The sequence below is a fragment of the Microbacterium sp. zg-B185 genome (assembly GCF_030246885.1).
Classification (GTDB): Bacteria; Actinomycetota; Actinomycetes; order Actinomycetales; family Microbacteriaceae; genus Microbacterium.
In genome coordinates, this window is sequence record NZ_CP126739.1 from 1,535,983 (window position 1) to 1,557,995 (window position 22,013).

Here is a 22,013-nt window from a genome sequence, read left to right on the forward strand (position 1 = left end):
CGTCAGGCGGCGAGGCCGCGGCGCTCCAGCAACGGCTGGATCTCGGCATCCCGCCCGCGGAAGTCGCGGTAGGCCTCCAGCGGATCCTTGGACCCGCCGACGCCGAGCAGGCGCTCGCGGAACCGTTCTCCGTTCGCACGCTGCAGACCGCCGTTCTCGCGGAACCACTCGACGGTGTCCGCGTCCAGCACCTCGCTCCAGATGTACGAGTAATAGCCGGCGCTGTAGCCCCCGGAGAACACGTGTGCGAAATACGTCGATGAGTAACGGGTCGGAACGACGGGGTTGTCCAGGCCGATGTCGGACAGCGCCGCCGCCTCGAAATCCGCCACGTCCAGATCTCCCGCGGCCGTCTCGGCATCCAGCGAGTGCCACGCCTGATCGAGCCATGCGGCGGCGAGATACTCGCTGGTGGCGAACCCCTGGTTGAACGCCTCAGATGCCCGCAGCTTCTCCACCACATCGCGGGGGAGCGCCTCCCCGGTGTCGACGTGGCGCGCATAGGTGTCCAGGATCTCCGGCCAGTAGATCCACATCTCGTTCACCTGGCTGGGGAACTCGACGAAGTCGCGGAACACGTTCGTCCCGGCGAAGTGCGGATAGGTGACTGTGGCGAACAATCCGTGCAGCGCGTGCCCGAACTCGTGGAACAGGGTCGTGACCTCGTCCAGCGTCAGCAGGGTGGGGCGGCCGGCCGCGGGCTTGGGCACGTTCAGGTTGTTCACGACGATCGACTGAGTACCGCGCAGGCGGGACTGCAGCACGATCGAGTTCATCCACGCCCCGCCGCGTTTGGTGTCGCGTGTGTAGAGGTCCAGGAGGAACAGACCCAGAGTGGATCCGTCGCCATTGCGCACCTCGAAGACGCGCACGTCCGGGTGGTATGCGTCCAGGTCGGCGCGCTCTTCGAACGTGATTCCGTACAGTTCGGTCGCCGCGTGGAACACCCCGTCCCGCAGCACCCGCTCGGCCTCGAACCAGGGACGCAGCGCGGAACGGTCCAGATCGTACTCGGCAGCTCGCACGCGCTCGGTGTAGAACGCCCAGTCGTGCGCCTCCAGCGGGAACGGCTCCGGTTCGGCGTCGATGATCCTCTGCAGGACCGCCTGCTCCCGTGCCGCGTTGCGCGCCGCGGGCACCGCGAGGCGGCGCAGCAGGTCGTGGACCGCCTCGGGCGAGCCGGCGGTCTCGTCCGAGGTGACGTAGGCGGCGTGCGAGCGGTAACCGAGCAGGGCGGCGCGCTCGGCACGGAGCCTGACGATCTCGCGCAGCACGGGTCGATTGTCGTTCAGTCCGGCCCGTGAACCTCGCGCTCGTGAGGCATCCAGGATGCGCTTGCGGCTGGTGCGGTCGGTCAGCGTGGACAGGTACGGGTGCCCCGTGAACAGCGTCAGCGTGACCACCCACTTGCCCTCGAGCCCGCGGTCCGCCGCCGCCTGTGCGGCCGCGGAGAGTTCACCCTCGGCGAGGCCGTCCAGCTCGGCGGCGTCCTCGAAGACCACAGCGAGCTCGTTCGTGTCACGGAGCAGGTTCTTCTCGAAGGTCGTCGTCAGGGTGGACAGCCGCTGGTTCACGGCCGTCAGACGCGCCTTCGCCGCGTCATCCAGGCCCGCGCCGGCATGGGACATCTCCCGGAAGTGGCGCTCCACCAGATACCGCTGCTCGGCGGTCAACCCCAGATCGTCCCGCTGCTCGTGCAGCGTCTTGATGCGTCGGTACAGGTCGGCATCCAGCTGGATCGAGTCCTGGTGCGCGGACATGAGCGGCGCGAGCGTCTCTTCGATCTCCTGGATCTCCGGTGTGGCGTCGGCGGAAGAGACGGTGTAGAAGGTGCGGGCCACATCGCCCAGCAGTCTGCCGCTGGATTCCAGCGCGACCATCGTGTTCTCGAATGTCGGCCGGGCTCGCAGACGTGTGATGGCCTCGATCTCGCGACGCTGCGCGTCGAACGCGGCCTCGAAGGCAGGAAGGTAATGCTCGGGGCGGATCAGCGAGTACTCCGGGAGCCCGTAGGGCAGTGGACTCGGGGACAGCAGGGGGTTCTCATTCGCCATGCGACCAAGCCTAAAGCCAACGTAGATGCCACGATATGTTTGCAAAGAGATGCTTGCAAAGATCCCTTTGCACCGCTATCGTCGTCCTATGACTGACGAACCGCAACCCGCCCAGCCCGACGATTGGCGCTCGGGTGACCGGGTGCTGGATGCCGGCGCCCTCCGCGCGCTGGCGCACCCCCTGCGGGTGAAGATCTACGACATCCTCAGCCAGTACGGCCGTCAGACCGCCAGCTCCCTCGCGGAGCGGCTAGGGGAGTCCTCGGGGTCGACCAGCTACCACCTGCGGGCACTGGCCAAGCACGAGCTGATTCGGGAGTGCACCGACCAGGGCACGGGCCGCCAGCGGTGGTGGGAGCGGCCGGCAGGAGGCGTGTCCTTCGCCAATCCCGAGGCGATGAAGACGCCATCCGGCAAGGCGGCCACGCAGATCGTCATGAACGAATTCTTCACGCTGCGCCAGGACCAGCTGCTGGAGTTCATCCATCGCGGGATCGCTCAGGACGTCGCGGGGCGGGACGCGTGGCAGGAGGCAAGCATGATCTCGACCGCCACCGCGCGTCTCACGGCAGACCAGAGCAGAGAGCTCAACAGGAAGATCATGGCGCTCATCGACCAGACCGTCGACGAATATCGCGACCAGACCGGCGAGGGCGTGCGCCCCGTCACCATCCGAGCGGATGTGTTCCCGCTCCCCGAGCTAGGAGAACCGTCATGACCGCCGTCTCCGCGCCCCGCGTCCTCCCGCGGGCGACTCCCTTCGAACGCGCGCTCCTGCGCGCCGCCTCCGGCCTGGATCGGTACGTCGCCGCTCGCCTCGACCGTCGTGGCCACCCCGCCTACCGCCGCGCTGCGGAGGCTCGTTCCCACGCCGTCACCCTGCGCGCCGCCGCAGAGGCGCGTGGCGCGATGGGTGTTCTTCCGCGATGACCGACGCGGCCGCGCCCGCTGCCAGGGGCGAGGCGGCCGAACCGGCCCGTCCGCGCGGCCGGCCTCGCCCGCTGGGCCGTGACTTCGGCAAGCTGTGGATCGCCGCCGCCTTCAGCAACCTCGCGGACGGGCTCGGCCGCATGGCCGTCCCGCTCATCGCCACGACGCTGACCCGCGATCCGCTGGCCATCGCCGTGGTGGGCGCGCTCGCGTTCCTGCCGTGGCTGGTGTTCGGTCTGCCCGCCGGAATGATCGTCGACCGATTCGACCGCCGCATCATCATGGCGGTTGCCAACGGCATCCGCGGTGCGGTCGCGCTGTGGCTGGCGATCCTCACCGCCACCGGGCAGATCAGCCTGTGGGCGCTGTTCGCCGGCACGCTGGTCTTCGGCCTGGGCGAGACCCTGTTCGACAATGCGACCAACGCCGTCATCCCCGGCCTGGTCACCCCGCGCCAGCTCGATCGCGCGAACGGCCGTATGCAGGCCGCACAGGTCACGATCGACAGCTTCATCGCGACGCCCATCGCGGGAGTGCTGTTCGCCGTCGCGCTGGCGCTGCCCCTGTGGGTGGGCTCGGTGGGCTATCTCGTCCCGATCGTGCTGGCCGTCCTGCTTCCGCTGTCGGCCGCCCGCCCGCTTCGCGAGCACGCCGCTTCTGCGCAACCGGATCCGCCACAGGTCGCGACCGGCCAGGCCGCACCGTCGAAGGTTTCTGCGCGCGAGGCGATCGCTTACCTGTGGGGGAGCCGCTATCTGCGGGCGATGGTCGTCTTCACGTCGCTCGTCGGCTCCGCGTTCGCATTCGCGCAGGCCGGGACGATCCTGTATTTCCTGGACGTTCAGCACGTGGCGCCGGCCGCGATCGGTCTCGTCACGGCGGGCATCGGCGCCGGAGCCCTCGTCGGCGCGCTGACGGCGCCGCGGCTTGTGGCCGGGTTCGGCCGTGGCTGGGTGCTGTTCGCCGCCAACGTCGTCTCAGCGCTGGCGATGCTGCTGACCGGCCTCGCCGCCGACGTCGTGACGGCTGTACTCGCGTACGGCCTGTTCGCGTTCGCCGTGTCCACCTGGAACGTCCCGTGGGGAGCGCTTCGGCAGCAGATCGTGCCGGGGCACCTGTTCGGTCGAGTGCTGGGGATCATCCGGATGCTGACCTGGGGGATGTTCCCGATTGCGACGCTTCTGGGCGGATGGGTGGCGCGGATCGATCTGCGGCTGCCGTTTGTGATCGCCGCCGCCGTCGTTGCCGTCGCCGCTCTCGTCGCGGCCCGGCTGCTGATCGTCGGCACCCGACGAGCCGGAGCCGAGCCTCAGGGCGGGTCCTAGCCGAACTCGTCATCCTCGTCGTAGCGCACGACCGCCTTGCCGTTCGCGTCCAGACTGACGATGACTCCGGTGTCCAGCTCGGCGATCGGCCGCCCCTCCAGCCACGTCAGCGTCCATCGCGGCGTCGGCTGCCCGAGCTGATCGGCCGGCATCGCGTCCTCGACGGCGTCGATCTGCTGGCGAAGCGAGGCGGGGACCGACGCGGGTGGTTCGCTTCCCGCCGACCATCGTGTGCCCAGTTGCATCTCAGACCTCCTGCTGCTCGAGCTCGATGCCCGAGACGGCGATGGTCTCGGCATCCGCGTATGTGATCTCGGCGATCCGCCCGACTGCCTTCAGATCGCCCTCGGCCAGCTGCAGCAGCGCGACGGTGTCCGCGGGGGCGCCGATCGTCATGCGCGTCACGGGCGTCTTCTGTGAGGCCTTCGCTTCGGTCTTTGCCCGGCGGATGCCGATCAGGGCGTCGCCGACGACCGTGAGCACCGCGGGGTCGCCCTGGATGCCCAGCGGCTCGGGCCACGGTGCGGTGTGCACCGAGCCGTCGTTGAACCACGACCACGCCTCCTCGGTGGCGAACGCCAGGACCGGCGCGAACAGCCGCAGGAGCGTCGACAGGGCGATGCGCAGTGCGAGCGCGGCCGAGGCCTGGCCGACATCGGAGCGGTCGTAGGCCCGCTCTTTGACCAGTTCCAGGTAGTCGTCGCAGAACGTCCAGAAGAACGACTCGGTGATCTCCAGGGCGCGGGCGTGATCGTAGGCATCCAGCGCCTTCGTCGCTTCGCGGACCACGCCGTCGAGGGTCGCGAGCATCGACGCGTCCAGCGCGTGCGTCACCGCGGCGTCCTCGGGCACCGGGAACGAGAGCACGAACTTCGCGGCGTTGAGGACCTTGATGGCCAGGCGACGGCCGATCTTGATCTGCGTCGGGTTCTGCGGGTCGAAGGCGGCGTCGGTGCCCAGCCGGCTGGAGGCCGACCAGTACCTGACCGCGTCCGAGCCGTGCTGGTGCAGGATGTCGGCGGGGGTGACGACGTTGCCCTTCGACTTGGACATCTTCTTGCGGTCCGGGTCGACGATGAAGCCGGAGATCGCGGCATCCGTCCACGGCGCGCGGTCATCCTCCAGCGCGCTGCGCAGCATGGTCGAGAACAGCCAGGTGCGGATGATGTCCTGCCCCTGCGGGCGCACGTCGAACGGTGCGACCAGCGACCACAGTTCCTCGTCGCGCTGCCATCCGCCGGCCAGCTGCGGGGTCAGCGACGATGTCGCCCAGGTGTCGAAGATGTCGCGCTCGCCGTCGAAGCCGCCGGGGACTCCGCGCTGCGATTCGGTATAGCCGGCCGGCGCATCGGTGGTCGGGTCGACCGGGAGCTGCTCGGCCGAGGGCACCAGCACGCGGCTGTAGTCGCGCTCGCCGTGCTCGTCCAGGGCGTACCAGACCGGGATCGGCACACCGAAGAAGCGCTGGCGCGAGACCAGCCAGTCGCCGGTCAGCCCATTGGTCCAGTTCTCGAACCGCACGCGCATGAAGTCCGGGTGCCAGGACATCTGCTGACCGAGCTCGATCAGCTTCTCGCGCAGCGCCTCGTCGCGGGCGCCGTTGCGCAGATACCACTGGCGGGTGGAGACGATCTCGAGGGGGCGGTCGCCCTTCTCGTAGAACTTGACGGCGTGGGTGAACGGCTTCGGGTCGCCGATGAGCTCGCCGGACTCGCTCAGCAGCTCCACCACTCGCTTCTTGGCGCTGAACACGGTCTTACCGGCAAGTTCGGCGTAGGCCGCCTTGCCCGCTTCGGTGACGATCACGTCGGGCGCCTCGGCGAGCACGCGGCCGTCCTTGCCCAGGACCGTGCGGTTGGACAGGTCGAGCTCGCGCCACCACACGATGTCCGTGACATCGCCGAAGGTGCAGATCATCGCGATGCCCGACCCCTTGTCCTGCTGGGCGAGCGGGTGCGCCAGGACGGGGACCTCGACATCGAACAGCGGCGTGCGCACCGTCGAGCCGAACAGCGGCTGATAGCGCTCATCGTCCGGGTGCGCCACCAGCGCCACGCAGGCGGGCAGCAGCTCGGGCCGGGTCGTCTCGATGAACACGTCGCCGGAGCCGTCCGTCTTGTGGAAGGCGAGTCGGTGGTACGCAGCGGGCTGGTCGCGATCCTCGAGTTCCGCCTGCGCGATCGCCGAGCGGAAGTCGATGTCCCACAGCGTCGGCGCCATCGCCTGGAACGCCTCACCGCGCTCGAGGTTGCGCACAAAGGCCAGCTGCGACGTGCGGATGGTGTCGTCGCTGATCGTGCGGTACGTCTGCGTCCAGTCGACGCTCAGCCCGAGCTGGCGGAAGAGCTCCTCGAAGGTGACCTCGTCCTGTGCGGTGAGGGCCTCGCAGAGGTCGATGAAGTTGCGCCTGCTGATGGGCACCTGGTCTGCCGCGCGCGAGCTCTTGTTGTCGCCGCCCTCGTACGGCGGCGTGAAGTCCGGGTCGTACGGCAGTGAAGGATCGCAGCGCACGCCGTAGTAGTTCTGGACGCGGCGCTCCGTGGGCAGGCCGTTGTCGTCCCAGCCCATCGGGTAGAACACCGACTTGCCGCGCATGCGCTCGAAGCGCACCTTGATGTCGGTGTGCGTGAACGAGAACACGTGGCCGATGTGCAGGCTGCCGGAGGCGGTCGGCGGGGGAGTGTCCACCGAGTACACGCCGGCGCGTCCCCGTCGCACCGCTTCGGCCCGGTCGAACAGATATGTGCCCTGGCCCTGCCAGGCGGCGTCCCATTTCGTCTCGAGACCTTCAAGAGCGGGCTTGTCCGGGATCTGTGCGTCGGCCATGAGGGTCTCCTTGGCGATATGTGCGGCACTGTGTGAGCGTGCCTGAGTGTGGGATATCGATTCTATCGCTCTTGCTGCCGGGAGCCGGGAGCGCTCAGTCCCGGACGTCGACACCGACCGCCTCGGCAAAGGCGCGGCCGAGCCATGAGACCTGCCGCTCGCTGAGGGTGGTGCCGCGCAGCGCAGCCATGTCGAGGTAGTTGGCACCCTCGAGGCCGCGCAGATCGACGTTCTCGGTGCGCCACCCGCGGTTGTCGACCTCGGTGACGCGGCACCCGGAGAACGCCACCCTGCGCAGAGTCGCCTGCGGGGCATCCAGCGCGCCGATGGTGCAGTCGACGAAGTTCAGATCCGAGGCATCGGAGCCCGCCAGGGTGAGGTAGTCGATGCGCGTACCGCGGATCTCGACGCCGGAGAGGGTGCTGCGTGAGAGATCCAGCGTGGCGATGCGGCCGCCGTCGATCCGGACGGTCTGCCAGCGCGACTCGGATGCTGTGGCCGCGACTGCGCAGAGCCCGGAGATGTCGACATCGCTCAACCGCGCGCGGCGGAAATCGAAACGGCCGAGATCGAGATCCCGCAGGATGCTCTCGCTCACGTGCGCGTCCGGCGCGTCCAGATCTCCGGTCGTTCCCTGTACGAGAGCGCCGAGAAGATCGACCCGTGCGCCCAGCACCGCCGGATCAAGCCGCGCGGGAAGATCCGGGGCGCTGATGCGCGGGGAGAGGGGGAGCGATGCACGGGCCATGTCTCCACGCTACGCGGCAGCCGATCGCCGACGGCGCGGCGCTGCAGGAGGGGAGCAGCGCGAAACGGTTCTTGGACTCGGTGCAAGATGTAGGATGGAGCGTTCCCCCTCCACCCGCCTGATCAGAGGTGCTTTTCATGCCTGCACACCGCCGACGCTCCCGTCGTCTGCTCCCGATCCTCGCAGCGCTCACGACCGCCGCGCTCGCGCTGAGTGCCTGCGCCGCGCAGAGCGGCGACGCCACGGACGGCGAAGAGATCGTCTGGGCGATCGAGGGGGCCAATCTCTCGGCTGGTCACATGGATCCCCAGACCAGCCAGCTGGATGTCTCCGCGATGGTGCAGCGCGTGGTCCTCGATTCGCTGGTATTCCAGAACGCCGATGGCACCTTCTCGCCCTGGCTCGCGACGGAATGGAGTGTGTCCGATGACGGGCTCGCCTACACGTTCCAGCTGCGTGATGACGTCAAGTTCCACGACGGCACACCCTTCGACGCGGCAGCGGTCAAGGCGAACTTCGACCGCATCGCCGACCCGGAGACCGCGTCGGCGCAGGCGGCCAGCATGCTCGGCGCCGACTTCTATGCGGGCACCGAGGTGGTCGATGAGCACACGGTGACGGTGCGCTTCACCCAGCCGAACGCTCCCTTCCTGCAGGCGGCGAGCACCGCGAACCTGGGGTTCTATTCGCCCGCCGTGTTGGAGACGAGCGCCGACAAGCTCAAGGCCGGTGGGCCGGACGTGACGGTGGGAACGGGCCCGTTCCTGCTGAGCGAGTACGTGCCCGACCAGGAGATCGTCTACACCCGCAACCCCGACTACGCCTGGGGTCCGGACGGAGCGGGCGTGCCGCAGGTCGATACCCTGCGCGTGACGATCGTGCCGGAGTCCGCGGTGCGGTCCGGAGTGGTCTCCAGCGGAGAAGCGGATCTGGCGAGCCAGCTGCCGCCGAGCGTCGTGTCCGAGCTCGACGCCGGCCTCACCGTCGACGCGAAGAGTCTGCCCGGGCTGCCCTACTCGCTGTTCCTCAACGAGAAGTACGGCGTCTTCGGCGATGAGCGCGTGCGGCAGGCCTTCTCTCGTGCGATCGACGTCGACACCGCCGTCGAGACGATCTACTTCGGTCAGTTCCCGCGGGCCTGGAGCGTTCTGGGGCCGGCGACGCCGGGCTATGACGAGACTCTCGAAGGCACCTGGACCTACGACCAGGCGGCCGCGGGGGCGCTGCTGGACGAGGCCGGCTGGACGCAGCGGGACGCCGACGGTTACCGCGTCAAGGACGGGCAGCGGCTTTCGGCGCGCTGGATCGCCTGGACCCCCGTGCCCGATGACCGCGCAGCGCTGGCCAACGCCATCCAGGCCGATCTGAAGGATGTCGGTTTCGAGATCGTACGGGAGGTGCTGGAGCCCGGCGCCTACAACGAGCAGTACGAGCCCAAGACCTTCGATCTGACCGACTGGGGCTTCTCCGGAGTCGACGCGGATCTGCTGCGCAGCCACCTGCACACCGAGGGATTCCAGAACGCATCGCAGGTCAGCGACCCCGCCCTGGACGAACTGCTCACCCGGGCCGTCGCCGAGGGCGACGCAGACGCTCGTGCCGGCATCTATCGCGAGGTCCAGCAGTGGAACGCGCAGCACGTCGCCATCGTGCCGCTCTACGTTCCGTCTGTGATCACGGCGGTGGGAGCGGAGGTTCAGGGTCTGACCTACGATCTGTACGGTCGTCCGCTGTTCTACACCGCCTCACTCGGCTGACGACGCACAGCCGCCGTCCAGGCCCGAGGAGGGCACGCCCGTCATGAGCACGCCCAGGATGCCCCGGCGATCGCTGCTGCGCATCGCGGAGATCGTCGGAGGCATCCTCCTGGTGCTGTGGGGTGCGGCAACCCTCGCCTTCCTGACGATGCGGATCGTCCCCGGTGACCCGGTGGATGTCATGCTCGGCCCGCAGGCGCAGGTTTCGCAGGCCGTGAAGGACTCCATCCGGACCGAGCTCGGCCTGGACCGTCCCGCGATCGCGCAGTACCTGGATTACCTCGCGGGGCTGCTGCGCGGGGACCTCGGCGAGTCGTACCAGTTGCGGATGCCGGTGACCGAGGTGATCGGCCGTCAGCTCTTTCCGACCCTCCAGCTCGCCGCGCTCGCGCTGGTGTTGGCCCTCCTGATCGCGCTCGCCGTCGTGCTGCTCGCCCGCGGCCGTCGCGCCGGTGCGGTCGTGGCCGCCGCCGAGCTGGTGATCCTCTCCTCGCCGGTGTTCTGGATCGGGCTCGTGCTGCTCACGGTCTTCTCGTTCACTCTCGGCTGGTTCCCTGTGTCCGGTTCGCGTGGCTTCGCCGCGCTGGTGCTGCCGGCCGTCACGCTCGCGCTTCCCTGTGCGGCGCTGCTGGGCCAGGTGCTGCGCGACGGAATCGAGCAGGCCGAGCGCCAGCCCTTCGCCCTCACGGTGCGTGCGCGGGGAGCCGGCGGCTCGCGGCTGCTGCTGCGTCACACGCTGCGCCACGGCTCGACCGGAGCCCTCACTCTGGCCGGCTACCTCGTCGGATCGCTGCTGGGCGGAGCGGTGCTCGTGGAGACGGTGTTCGCCCGCGCGGGGCTGGGGCGCGTGACGCTCACCGCCATCACCGACCGGGACCTGCCCGTGGTGGCGGGTGTGATCATGCTCAGCGCCGTGGTGTTCGTCGTGGTGCACCTGCTGGTCGACCTGGCCTACCCGCTCCTGGATCCGCGCTTGCGTTCGCACGCGGCACCGATCGGCGTGACGCCCGCCCGGATGCCGGAGCCGGTCTGATGCGCCGGGTGTGGCTGGTCGCGGCATCGGTCGTCCTGCTCGTCGTACTGGGCATGGCCGTGGCGCCCGGCGTCTTCACCAGCGCGGATCCTCTGGCGACGGACCTGCGTGCGGCACTGCTGCCCCCGAGCGCGGAGCACCCGTTCGGCACCGACCAGAGCGGGCGCGACATCTTCACGCGGGTCGTGTACGGCGCCCGCATCTCGATCGGCATCGGGCTGGCAGCCACTGTCCTCGCCGCTGTCCTCGGGCTCCTGCTCGGTATCGCCGTCGGTCTGGCGCCGCGTCCGGTCGGCGCCGTCGCGATGCGCGGAGTCGATGTGCTGCTGGCGTTTCCGGAGTTCCTCGTGGCGCTGGTCGTGGTGGCGATCCTCGGCCCCGGGCCGGTGACGGTGGCGGTCGCCGTCACGATCGCCGCGGTGCCCGTGTACATCCGCCTTGCGCGCGCGCACACCCGCACGCTCCGGCAGGCCGATCATGTGGAGGCCGCGTACCTGCTCGGTGTGTCCCGGCCGGTGGCGATCGCACGGCACGTGCTGCCCGGTGTGGCCGGCTCGCTGAGCGTGCTGGCCACCATCGGCGTCGGCTCGGCGATCCTCGCCGCGGCCGGTCTGAGCTTCCTCGGGCTCGGGCCCACCGAGCCGACCCCGGAATGGGGGCTCCTGCTGTCGGGCGGCCGGAACGTGCTGGGGCGAGCCTGGTGGATCGCGGTCTTCCCGGGCATCGCGATCACCCTGACGGTGATCTCGCTGAGCGCGCTCGGGCGGGCGCTGCGGGCCCGCGCCGAGGGGCGGCGCGGATGAGCGCCCTGGAGGTTCGCGGTCTGCGGATCGTGATGGATGGGCGCGTCATCGTGGACGGCGTCGAATTGTCTGTGGCGCCGGGGGAGTGCCTGGCGATCGTGGGGGAGTCCGGCGCGGGCAAATCGATGACCGCGCACGCCCTCCTCGGCCTTGCCCCCGATCGGGCCACCGTCACCGCCGACGTGCTCTCGGTAGACGGAGTGGATGTCAGCACAGCGGATGAACGCGCCTGGCGCGGAGTGCGCGGATCGCGGATCGCCCTGGTGTCGCAGGATGCGCTGGTCTCCCTCGACCCGTTGCGTCGCATCGGCCGCGAGATCGAGGAACCGCTGGAGATCCACACCGGCGACACACGAGCGCGACGACGTGAACGCGCCGTGGCGGCGCTCGAATCCGTCTCGATGCCCGATGCGTCCCGGCGCGTCGAGGCGTACTCCCACGAGCTCTCCGGGGGTCTCAGGCAGCGCGCGCTGATCGCGTCGGCGCTGGTCACGAACCCGCGCATCGTCGTGGCAGATGAACCCACGACCGCGCTGGACGCGACCGTGCAGCTGCGGATCCTGCAGCTGCTGCGCGAGATCGTGGATGCCGGAACCGCCCTGGTCGTGATCAGCCACGACCTCGCTGCCGTCGCGCACGTCGCCGACCGGATCGCGGTCATGCGGGCCGGGAAGATCGTGGAGGAGGGCGCGACCGCCGAGGTGCTGGTCGGCCCGAGGCACCCGCACACCCGTGAGCTCGTCGCTGCGTGGCGCACCCGCACCCCGCCCCGCTCCGAGCCGTCCGGACAGATCGTGCTGGCCGCGCAGGGGCTCAGCAAGAGCTTCGCCGGGAGCGGGACGGTGGTCCACGACGTGTCGCTCGCTCTGCGACGCGGGAGCACGCTGGGGATCGTGGGCGAATCCGGATCGGGCAAGACCACTCTGGCCCGCCTCCTGATGGGGATCGAGTCGCCGGACGCCGGAGAGGTGACGCTGGAAGGCGCGATGTGGAACCCGGCCACCGAAGCACGGCGGCGGCCCTCGCGCAGCCGCATCCAACTCGTGCATCAGAACCCCCGGGCCGCGTTCGATCCGCGCTGGAGCATCGGTCGTTCGCTGTCCGAGGCTCTTCGTGCGGGCGGGGTCGCCCGTGCCGCCAGCAGGCACCGTGTCGCCGCACTGCTCGAGCAGGTGGAACTCGATCCGGGCATCGCCCTGCGCCGCCCGGGGGAGGTCTCCGGCGGACAGCGTCAGCGCGCGGCGATCGCACGTGCGCTCGCCGTCGGACCCGACATCCTGATCCTCGACGAGCCGGTCTCCGCGCTGGATGCCTCGGTGCAGGTCACTGTGCTCGCCCTGCTGAACCGTCTGCAGCGCGAGACGGGGATAGCGATGATCCTGATCTCCCACGACCTGCGGGTGGTCGCGGCCGTCGCCGACGAGATCATGGTGATGCGGGATGGCCGCGTCGTGGAAGCGGGGTCAACTGCGGAGGTCTTCCGCCAGCCGCGGCATCCGTTCACCCGCGCGCTGCTGCGCGCGGGGAAGATGGACGGAGCCGATCGGGGAGACGCGCCGGGCGGCGTGCGTGGGTACAATCGACTCAGCAGCGCAGATCCGGCCATCACCGGGGAGCTTCCGGAAGAACAGGGCGCGAGCCCCCAGTAGAACCGGACGGGGCAGGCCCGTCACAGCCGCAGTGAGAGGGGCACGGTGGACGGATCGGAAGATCCGGTGCACCGGCGCAAGGCGGGGTGGTACCGCGGTTCTCCGGACAGGGGGGTCGTCCTCGCAGGAAGCATCGCAACCTGCTGGAGTGACATGACCTATCCCAAGTCCGGACCCGACGTCCCGCCGAGCCCCCGGTTCCCCGCGATCGAGCGCGAGGTCATCGACTTCTGGAACGCGGATGACACCTTCCAGGCGTCCATCCGCAACCGCGAGGGCGCACCGGAGTGGGTCTTCTACGACGGGCCTCCCTTCGCCAACGGTCTGCCGCACTACGGGCACCTGCTCACCGGGTACGCCAAGGACCTCTTTCCGCGGTTCCAGACGATGCGCGGCCATCGCGTCGATCGCGTCTTCGGATGGGACACGCACGGCCTGCCCGCCGAACTGGAGGCGATGAAGCAGCTCGGCATCACCGAGAAGGAGGAGATCGAGCGGATGGGCGTCGCGACCTTCAACGCGAAGGCCCGCGAGTCGGTGCTCGCCTACACCCAGGAGTGGCAGGAGTACGTCACGCGTCAGGCGCGCTGGGTCGATTTCGACCGCGGTTACAAGACCCTCGACACCGACTACATGGAGAGCGTGCTGTGGGCCTTCAAGACCCTCTACGACAAGGGGCTCGCGTACGAGGGCTACCGCGTGCTGCCGTACTGCTGGCGCGACCAGACGCCGCTGTCCAGCCACGAGCTGCGCATGGACGACGACGTCTACAAGATGCGCCAGGACCCCTCGGTGACGGTGACCTTCCCGCTCGTGGGTGTGAAGGCCGAAGCGCTCGGGCTCACCGCCGTCCGCGCTCTGGCCTGGACCACGACCCCCTGGACGCTTCCGACCAACCTCGCCCTGGCCGTAGGCCCCGGCATCCGCTATGTCGTCGTCCCCGGCGGTCCGCTGGGCGCCGCTGACGTGCATCACGACCCGTCACCCGGCGCAGCCGGGGCGGCGCACGATCCGGCCGAAGCCCAGTCGCACCGCTACCTCCTCGCGGAGGACCTGCTGGCGAACTATGCGAAGGACCTCGGCTACGAAAACGCGGCGGATGCCGTGGCGGCCGTCGAGGCGGTCCACCTCGGCGCCGATCTGGCGGACGTGCACTACGACCGTCTGTTCGACTACTACGCCGACGCCGAGGTGTACGGCACCCAGAACGCCTGGCGGATCCTGGCCGACGACTACGTCACCACCGGCGACGGCACCGGCATCGTGCACCAGGCTCCCGCGTACGGCGAGGACGACCAGAGGGTCGCCGATGCCGCCGGCATCCCGACGATCCTCAGCCTCGACGACGGCGGCAAGTTCCTGCCCGCGGTGACCGATGTCGTCGGCCAGCTCTGGATGGACGCGAACACGCCGCTGGTGCGCATCCTGCGCCAGAACGGCCGACTGCTCCGCCTGGCCAGCTACGAGCACTCGTACCCGCACTGCTGGCGCTGCCGCAATCCGCTCATCTACAAGGCCGTCTCGAGCTGGTTCGTGCGGGTCACCGACACCCGCGACCGCCTGGTCGAGCTCAACGAGCAGATCACCTGGGTTCCGGAGAACGTCAAACACGGACAGTTCGGCAAGTGGCTCCAGGGCGCGCGGGACTGGTCGATCAGCCGGAACCGGTACTGGGGTTCGCCGATCCCGATCTGGAAGAGCGACAACCCCGACTTCCCGCGCGTGGACGTGTACGGCTCGCTGGCCGATCTGGAGCGCGACTTCGGGCGGCTGCCGCGCGACCCCACCGGTCAGGTCGATCTGCACCGCCCGTACATCGACGAGCTGACCCGGCCGAACCCGGACGACCCGAGCGGCGCGAGCACGATGCGCCGCATCGAGGACGTGCTGGATGTGTGGTTCGACTCCGGCTCGATGCCCTTCGCACAGGTGCACTACCCGTTCGAGAACCACGAGTGGTTCGACCAGCACTCGCCGGCTGATTTCATCGTCGAGTACATCGGCCAGACCCGCGGCTGGTTCTACGTGATGCACGTCCTGTCCGGTGCGCTTTTCGACCGCCCCGCGTTCACCGGAGTCAGCTGCCACGGCATCGTGCTGGGCAGCGACGGCCAGAAGATGTCCAAGTCGCTGCGCAACTACCCGGACGTGTCCGAAGTGTTCGACCGCGACGGCTCGGATGCGATGCGGTGGTTCCTGATGGCCAGCTCGGTCCTGCGAGGGGGCAACCTCGTGGTCACCGAGGAGGGCATCCGCCAGGGCGTGCGGGAATTCCTCCTCCCGGTGTGGAACGCGTGGTACTTCTTCTCCACGTACGCCAACGCCGCCGGCGGCCCCGGCGGCGGCGGGTACGAGGCGACCTGGCGCACCGACTCCACGGATGTCCTGGACCGCTACATCCTCGCGCTGACCGGCGACCTGGTCCGCGACGTCGCCGCCGACCTGGACGGGCTGGACTCCACGACGGCCGCGGCGAAGCTGCGCGACTTCGCCGAAGCGCTCACCAACTGGTACATCCGCCGCTCGCGGGACCGGTTCTGGGTGGGCGTGAGCGACGATCCGCGAAGTCGCGAGGCCTTCGACACGCTGTACACCGTGATGGAGACGCTCACCCGGGTCGCGGCTCCGCTGATCCCGCTGGTGTCCGAGCGCGTGTGGCAGGGGCTCACCGGCGGACGCAGCGTCCACCTGCAGGACTGGCCGGATGCCGACGCGTTCCCGGCCGCGGATGACATCCGCACCGCGATGGATGCCGTCCGTGAGGTCTCCTCGGTCGCCAACGCACTGCGCAAGCGTGAGGGGCGGCGTGTGCGGCTCCCGCTGGCGCGGCTGACCGTCGTCGCGACCGCCGCCGAATCGCTCCGGCAGTTCGAGGACATCCTGCGCGAGGAGCTCAACGTCAAATCGGTCGAGCTGGTGGAACTGCAGCAGGACACCGCGTCGCGTTACGGCATCTCGCACCGCCTCTCGGTCAACGCTCGCGCCGCGGGTCCCCGGCTGGGCAAGCAGGTGCAGCAGGCGATCCACGCGGCCAAGGCGGGGGACTGGTCCGAGACGGACGGGTCCGTCACCGCGGGTTCGATCGTGCTGCAGCCCGGTGAGTACGAACTCGTCCTCGAAACGACCGGACGGCCGGAGGGAGAGGCCCTGGCAGTGCTCCCGCACGGCGGTTTCGTGCTCCTCGATACGAACACCACCCCCGAACTGGAAGCCGAGGGCCTGGCCCGCGACGTCGTGCGGGCGGTGCAGGACACGCGCAAGGCGGCCGGTTTCGATGTCAGCGATCGCATCCGGCTGGTGCTGACCTTCCACTCGGTCACCGACGGCGAGGCGGTGGCATCGGCGTTCGACATCGCCGACGTCGCCGGCGAAACCCTCGCGGTCCAGTACGCCGTCACCGACGCGGACGCGACCCTGCTGCTCGGCGACGGAGCGCTCTCGGCGGCCGGCGCCGACCACGCCACGGAGTTCGCGAAGGGCACCTTCGCCAACGCCGGAGACTTCACCGTTTCGGTGAGCAGAGCACTGACGAAGGTCGAGGACCCCCGATGAGCGATCGCAGCCGCGCGGACGCCGTGTACGACGCCCTGCTGACCCGCCAGGGCGAGCGCTGGGTGCAGCCACGGGTCGAGCGCACCCGTCGGGTGCTGGAACTGCTGGATGACCCGCAGCGCACGTACCGCGTGGTGCATGTGACCGGCACCAACGGAAAGACATCCACGAGCCGCATCATCGAGAGCCTGGTGCGCGCGCACGGACTGCGCACGGGGCTGTTCACCAGCCCGCATCTGGAGCGTTTCACCGAACGGATCATGATCGACGGAGAGCCCGTCTCAGATGCGGCGGTGGCCGACGCATGGGACGAGATCCTCCCGTTCGTCGAGTTCGTCGACGCCGAGCTGGCGGCAGCGGACGACGCGCCGCTGACGTTCTTCGAACTGCTCACCGTGCTTGCGTTCGTGGCCTTCGCCGACGCGCCGATCGATGTCCTCGTGCTGGAGGTCGGGATGGGCGGATCGTGGGACTCGACCAACACGGCCGACGGCGATGTCGCGGTGTTCACGCCGATCGACATCGACCACGCGGACCGGCTGGGCTCCACCATCCGTGAGATCGCCACAGTGAAATCCGGAATCATCAAGGTCGGCGCAGCTGCGGTCTCCGCACGACAGGATGCCGCGGCCGAAGCTGTGCTGCGCGCGGCGGCCGCCGCGCAGGACGCCACGATCGCGTTCGAAGGAGAGCAGTTCGCGCTCACCGACGCCCGACTGGCGGTGGGTGGCCAGCTCATCTCGGTCCGCGGGCTCGCCGGCGTCTACTCGGAGGAATACCTCCCGCTGTTCGGAGGACACCAGGCGCAGAACGCTGCGCTCGCGATCGCGGCCGTGGAGTCGCTGATCGGAGGCGGAACCCAGCCGATAGCCGGCGACATCCTCGCCGAGGGTTTCGCGCAGGCCACCTCACCGGGCCGGCTGCAGCTGGTCGGGGTGAACCCGACCGTGATCGTCGACGCCGCACACAACCCGCACGGCGCGCGCGCTCTGGTAACGGCGCTGGGCGACTCGTTCGACTTCGACGAGTGGGGCGTGGTCCTGGGGGTTCTGGCCGACAAGGATGCCGCGGGCATCATGGCGGAGATCGCCCGCATCGCAACCCACGTGTTCGCGACGGCGCCCGACTCCGAGCGTGCCGACGACGCGGACCGCATCGCCGATCGGGCCGAGGCGGCCGGACTGCCCGTCACCGTCCACGCGAACGTGACCGACGCGGCCGAGGCGGCGCGCTCGTGGGCGGCGGCATCCGACCGCCGGGCGGTCGTGATCGCCGGCTCCGTGGTCCTGGCCGGTGAGGCCGTCGGCCTCGCGGCCGAAGAGGACTGGAAGGCCGGGTGGGTCGAATGAGCGGGGGAGAGGAGCGCGCGCCGCGTCAGCGCCGCGCGCGCGGCGCAGAAGAGTCGCTCGGATCGATCGTGCTGGCGTTCGAATCGATCGTCGTATTCCTGGGCGGGCTCGCGATCTACGGGCTGAACGCGCTGCCACCGCAGATCCCCGGCTGGTGGGGCATCGTGGCCGGGGCGGTCCTGGCGGTCGTGATGGTGCTCACCGGTCGCGCGCTGCGGCACCGATGGGGCATCGCCCTGGGCTGGGCCCTGCAGCTGGTGGTCGCCCTGGGCGCCATCCTGGTGCCGGCGCTTGCGCTGGTCGCGCTCATTTTCGGTGCGATGTGGGGATATGCGACGATCAAGGGGGCTTCCCTGGACGCGCGCAACGCGCGGCTCGCCGCCGAAGCCGACACCCTGAACGGAGAATGACCATGGCCACCGAAGAGACTCTCGTCCTCGTCAAGCCCGACGGCGTCGCGCGCGGCCTGACCGGCGCGATCCTTGCTCGAATCGAGGCGAAGGGGTACTCGCTCGTCGACATCCGACTGGTCGAGCCCGATCGCGACATGTTCGAGAAGCACTACGCCGAACACGCCGGCAAGCCGTTTTACGAGCCGCTGGTGGAGTTCATGATGTCGGGACCGTCGGTGGCCATCCGGCTGGCCGGCAATCGGGTGATCGAAGGATTCCGGTCCCTGGCCGGTACGACCGATCCCACGACGGCGGCTCCCGGGACCATTCGTGGTGACTTCGGACGCGACTGGGGACTGAAGGTGCAGCAGAACCTCGTGCACGGCTCGGACAGCCCGGAATCGGCAGCTCGAGAGCTCGACATCTGGTTCCCCTGATCAGAAGACGGCGCCGAGCACGTCCAGACGGATCTGGGCGATCACCGCGATGATCGCGTAGCTGATGACCGCGAGCAGCGGAAGCCACGCCATCAGCGTGTCGGCGGCGCTGCGGACCGGTCGGGGCGCAGCGACGAGTCCGGTGCGCAGCAGATGCAGGGTGACCGCGTAGAAGGTCGGGATCGTCACCACCCACGTCACCATGCACCATGGGCAGAGGGTGCCCAGCACGAACACGCTCTGACCGATCAGCCAGATCACGAAGACGAAGGCGAACGCCAGGCCGAGTTCGAACAGCAGCCAGAACCAGCGCGCGAACCGTGCCCCGGCCAGGATCGCCGCGCCCACGACGATCGGCGCCACCCACCCGGTCAGACCCAGGATCGGGTTGGGAAAGCCGAACACACTGCCCTGCCAGGACTCGAGGTTCTTGCCGCACTGCACGAGGGGGCTGATGTCGCAGCCGAGGATCGCATCCGGGTCCATCAGCAGGTGCAGTCGCTCCACGGTGAGCGAGAAGGCCGCCCACCAGCCGATGACGCCGGCGATCAGAAGCCACACCGCCAGGGCGGTCGGCCGGGTGCGGGAACCGGGCTGCGTCATGTCTCGGATTATGGCATTGAGGCCTGTGCAGACGCCGCGCGCGTCCGGCCTCGAAACACCGATGGGGCGCGTCGGCACATTCAGTCCCTGAAAGTGCGATAATGGTTGCGATGCGTCGCGGCCGCGCCGCCATACGCGTCACCAGAAGACTTCGGGCGATGAGCGCCCTTCGCAGCACGAGCCACGGGCCGGCTGCAGACCGATGAGTTAGCGGCACCGCAGGTGCGGCACCGCACGAGATTTCGCCGGACGACGCGCGGTGTCGTCCGCAGGGAGTACGCCAGTGATGGCCGATGAAACCGATGCACACCTCGAATCCGCCGACGTCTCAGACGCACCGGTAGCGCCCAGCGCTCCCGACGCACCGGACACGCCCGCGCCGGAAGTCGAGTCCGATGTGACCCAGACCGCCGAGGCGACGGGTCCGACCTCCGCCGATCCGGCAGAACCCGGCACGGAGGTCGCAACACCTCCCGCCGAGCAGCCTGAACCGGCTGCACCGCCGGCCGAGGACTCCGGCCCGAAGTCCGCGGTGGATCTCGGTCTTCTTCCGGAGGTCTTCGTCTCGGCGGTGTCCACTCAGCTGGTGTTCTACGCGCCCGAGCCGCCGGCGCTGCCGGCGCTGCCGGCGTTGCCCGATGAGGAGCCCGCTGCCGAGCAGTCCTCATCAACCAGTGCCCGCCGCCGCAACCGCCGCCGGACGGGCGAGGGCCGGGACGAGGCATCCGCTCCGCCGGAGCCGCAGCAGCCCCGTCAGCGGGCGGTCGAGCTGATCACCGAGCCGCAGCGCATCAAGGGCTCCACCCGCCTCGAGGCCAAGAAGCAGCGCCGCCGGGACGGCCGGGAAGCGGGTCGTCGTCGCGCCGTGGTGACCGAGGCGGAGTTCCTCGCGCGCCGCGAATCCGTCGACCGCGAGATGATCGTGCGTTCCAAGAACGGGCGCATCCAGATCGCCGTGCTCGAGGACAACGTGCTCGTTGAGCACTACGTCGCCCGCAATCAGGACGCGTCGCTGATCGGCAACGTGTACCTGGGCCGGGTCCAGAACGTCCTGCCCAGCATGGAGGCGGCGTTCGTCGACATCGGCCGTGGACGCAACGCGGTGCTTTACTCCGGCGAGGTCGACTGGGACGGCGTGGAGACGGGTAACCAGCCCCGCCGCATCGAGCTCGCGCTCAAGAGCGGCGACCGTGTCCTGGTGCAGGTCACCAAGGACCCGATCGGCCACAAGGGCGCCCGGCTCACGAGTCAGATCTCCCTTCCCGGTCGTTACCTCGTGTACGTGCCGGGCGGCACGATGAACGGAATCTCGCGCAAGCTGCCGGACACCGAACGCGCTCGCCTGAAGAAGATCCTCAAAGAGGTGCTGCCCGAATCCTCGGGCGTCATCGTCCGCACCGCGGCCGAGGGGGCCACGGAGGATCAGCTCACCCGCGACGTGCAGCGTCTCACCACGCAGTGGGAGCACATCAGCCGCCAGGTCGAATCCATCCAGGCGCCGGCACTGCTGCACTCCGAACCCGACCTTCTGGTCAAGATCGTCCGCGACGTCTTCAACGAGGACTTCACCAAGATGCTCATCCAGGGCGAGGACGCGTACCAGACGATCACGGCGTATCTCGAGAGCGTGGCACCGGACCTGCTCGATCGCGTCGAGGTGTATGACAGCGACGTCGATCCGTTCGACCGGTTCCGTGTGACGGAGCAGATCGAGAAGGCGCTGGACCGCAAGGTCTGGCTGCCCTCGGGCGGGTCGCTGGTGATCGACCGCACCGAGGCGATGACCGTGGTCGATGTCAACACCGGCAAGTTCGTCGGCACCGGCGGAAACCTCGAGGAGACGGTCACCAAGAACAACCTCGAGGCCGCTGAGGAGATCGTCCGCCAGCTGCGGCTGCGCGACATCGGCGGCATCATCGTGGTGGACTTCATCGACATGGTGCTCGAATCCAATCGCGACCTCGTGCTGCGACGCCTGGTGGAGTGCCTGAGTCGTGACCGCACCAAGCACCAGGTCGCCGAGGTGACCTCGCTCGGCCTCGTCCAGATGACCCGCAAGAAGCTGGGTCTCGGCCTGCTCGAGACCTTCAGCGAGCCGTGCGAGGTGTGTGCCGGTCGCGGAGTGATCGTCCACCACGACCCCGTCGTGAAGCACCGCGCACCGGCCGGCAATGGGTCCCCTCCGGGTCGCCGTCCGCGTGCCGCCGCGCCCACCGCCAACGGTGCGACCGGTGGCACCCACGTCATCACCGAAGGCGTCAAGTCGGCACTGGCCCAGATCGCGGCATCCACGATCCACTCGCACCAGGACGAGGAGATCGTCCCGGTCGAGGCGCCGGTCGCAGAGGCGCCGGTCGAGCGGCCCAAGAAGCAGCGTAAGAAGCGACAGGATGCCGGGTCGAAGGCGCCGCGGACCGAGAAGGATCTGCTGCTGGACTCCGTGCTCAGCGCTCTTCCCGAGCCCAAGGCGCCCGGTCAGGGGCGGTCGCGCCGCCGTGTGACGACGGCTGCGCTGACGGGAACTCCTGTCTCGCATACGCCGACCGAGGATTAGC

17 protein-coding genes are annotated in these 22,013 nt (G+C 69.2%); 12 read left to right on the forward strand and 5 right to left on the reverse strand.

Going from position 1 to position 22,013, the window contains the following annotated elements:
- Positions 1-2 precede the first annotated feature (2 nt).
- Positions 3-2,054 carry a M3 family metallopeptidase gene (locus QNO12_RS07405; RefSeq protein WP_257502134.1) on the reverse strand — a complete coding sequence of 684 codons (2,052 nt, stop codon included), beginning with the start codon at positions 2,052-2,054 and terminating at the stop codon, positions 3-5.
- A gap of 88 nt (positions 2,055-2,142) precedes the next feature.
- Between QNO12_RS07405 and QNO12_RS07410 the strand changes: the two genes are divergently transcribed.
- Genes QNO12_RS07410 through QNO12_RS07420 form a run of 3 tightly spaced genes read left to right on the forward strand, consistent with a single transcriptional unit; the run spans position 2,143 to position 4,309 of the window.
- Positions 2,143-2,772 carry a winged helix-turn-helix domain-containing protein gene (locus tag QNO12_RS07410; protein ID WP_257502135.1) on the forward strand — a complete coding sequence of 210 codons (630 nt, stop codon included), beginning with the start codon at positions 2,143-2,145 and terminating at the stop codon, positions 2,770-2,772.
- Positions 2,769-2,984: a hypothetical protein gene (locus QNO12_RS07415; protein ID WP_257502136.1), complete on the forward strand. Its 216-nt coding sequence runs from the start codon at positions 2,769-2,771 to the stop codon at positions 2,982-2,984. Before QNO12_RS07410 ends, QNO12_RS07415 begins: the two co-directional genes overlap by 4 nt.
- Positions 2,981-4,309, forward strand: coding sequence for an MFS transporter (locus QNO12_RS07420; RefSeq protein WP_257502137.1), 1,329 nt, complete (start codon positions 2,981-2,983; stop codon positions 4,307-4,309). The genes QNO12_RS07415 and QNO12_RS07420 overlap by 4 nt, the downstream gene beginning before the upstream one ends.
- Here QNO12_RS07420 and QNO12_RS07425 read toward each other — a convergent pair.
- From QNO12_RS07425 to QNO12_RS07435, 3 genes are all read right to left on the reverse strand, one after another.
- The gene (locus QNO12_RS07425; protein WP_257502138.1) at positions 4,306-4,554 is read right to left on the reverse strand and encodes a hypothetical protein; all 249 of its coding nucleotides are present in this window, start codon (positions 4,552-4,554) and stop codon (positions 4,306-4,308) included. The two genes, QNO12_RS07420 and QNO12_RS07425, sit on opposite strands and share 4 nt — an antisense overlap.
- Position 4,555: 1 nt before the next feature.
- Positions 4,556-7,135: a valine--tRNA ligase gene (gene valS / locus QNO12_RS07430; protein WP_257502139.1), complete on the reverse strand. Its 2,580-nt coding sequence runs from the start codon at positions 7,133-7,135 to the stop codon at positions 4,556-4,558.
- A gap of 94 nt (positions 7,136-7,229) precedes the next feature.
- On the reverse strand, positions 7,230-7,883 hold the full coding sequence (locus tag QNO12_RS07435) for a pentapeptide repeat-containing protein (RefSeq protein WP_257502140.1): 654 nt from the start codon (positions 7,881-7,883) through the stop codon (positions 7,230-7,232).
- A gap of 137 nt (positions 7,884-8,020) precedes the next feature.
- Here QNO12_RS07435 and QNO12_RS07440 point away from each other — a divergent pair, with 137 nt between their 5' ends.
- The 8 genes from QNO12_RS07440 to ndk all read left to right on the forward strand — a co-directional run bounded on the left by QNO12_RS07440 (position 8,021) and on the right by ndk (position 18,855).
- Complete coding sequence (locus QNO12_RS07440; RefSeq protein ID WP_257502141.1) at positions 8,021-9,640, forward strand: ABC transporter substrate-binding protein; 1,620 nt, start codon at positions 8,021-8,023, stop codon at positions 9,638-9,640.
- 43 nt (positions 9,641-9,683) lie between these two features.
- On the forward strand, positions 9,684-10,673 hold the full coding sequence (locus tag QNO12_RS07445; protein WP_257502142.1) for an ABC transporter permease: 990 nt from the start codon (positions 9,684-9,686) through the stop codon (positions 10,671-10,673).
- On the forward strand, positions 10,673-11,476 hold the full coding sequence (locus QNO12_RS07450) for an ABC transporter permease (RefSeq protein WP_257502143.1): 804 nt from the start codon (positions 10,673-10,675) through the stop codon (positions 11,474-11,476). The genes QNO12_RS07445 and QNO12_RS07450 overlap by 1 nt, the downstream gene beginning before the upstream one ends.
- On the forward strand, positions 11,473-13,125 hold the full coding sequence (locus QNO12_RS07455; protein ID WP_257502144.1) for a dipeptide ABC transporter ATP-binding protein: 1,653 nt from the start codon (positions 11,473-11,475) through the stop codon (positions 13,123-13,125). Before QNO12_RS07450 ends, QNO12_RS07455 begins: the two co-directional genes overlap by 4 nt.
- A 153-nt stretch (positions 13,126-13,278) precedes the next feature.
- Positions 13,279-16,677: an isoleucine--tRNA ligase gene (gene ileS, locus QNO12_RS07460; protein WP_257502145.1), complete on the forward strand. Its 3,399-nt coding sequence runs from the start codon at positions 13,279-13,281 to the stop codon at positions 16,675-16,677.
- Positions 16,674-18,026, forward strand: coding sequence for a bifunctional folylpolyglutamate synthase/dihydrofolate synthase (locus tag QNO12_RS07465; protein ID WP_257502146.1), 1,353 nt, complete (start codon positions 16,674-16,676; stop codon positions 18,024-18,026). The genes ileS and QNO12_RS07465 overlap by 4 nt, the downstream gene beginning before the upstream one ends.
- Positions 18,023-18,436, forward strand: a complete 414-nt coding sequence (locus QNO12_RS07470) for a DUF4233 domain-containing protein (RefSeq protein ID WP_257502147.1) — start codon at positions 18,023-18,025, stop codon at positions 18,434-18,436. Before QNO12_RS07465 ends, QNO12_RS07470 begins: the two co-directional genes overlap by 4 nt.
- Positions 18,437-18,438: 2 nt before the next feature.
- The gene (ndk, locus tag QNO12_RS07475) at positions 18,439-18,855 is read left to right on the forward strand and encodes a nucleoside-diphosphate kinase (protein WP_257502148.1); all 417 of its coding nucleotides are present in this window, start codon (positions 18,439-18,441) and stop codon (positions 18,853-18,855) included.
- On the opposite strand, the gene QNO12_RS07480 is transcribed toward ndk, so the two are convergent.
- Positions 18,856-19,458: a vitamin K epoxide reductase family protein gene (locus QNO12_RS07480; protein WP_257502149.1), complete on the reverse strand. Its 603-nt coding sequence runs from the start codon at positions 19,456-19,458 to the stop codon at positions 18,856-18,858. It abuts the gene before it with no gap.
- A gap of 286 nt (positions 19,459-19,744) precedes the next feature.
- Between QNO12_RS07480 and QNO12_RS07485 the strand changes: the two genes are divergently transcribed.
- The gene (locus tag QNO12_RS07485; RefSeq protein ID WP_257502150.1) at positions 19,745-22,012 is read left to right on the forward strand and encodes an Rne/Rng family ribonuclease; all 2,268 of its coding nucleotides are present in this window, start codon (positions 19,745-19,747) and stop codon (positions 22,010-22,012) included.
- Position 22,013 lies beyond the last annotated feature (1 nt).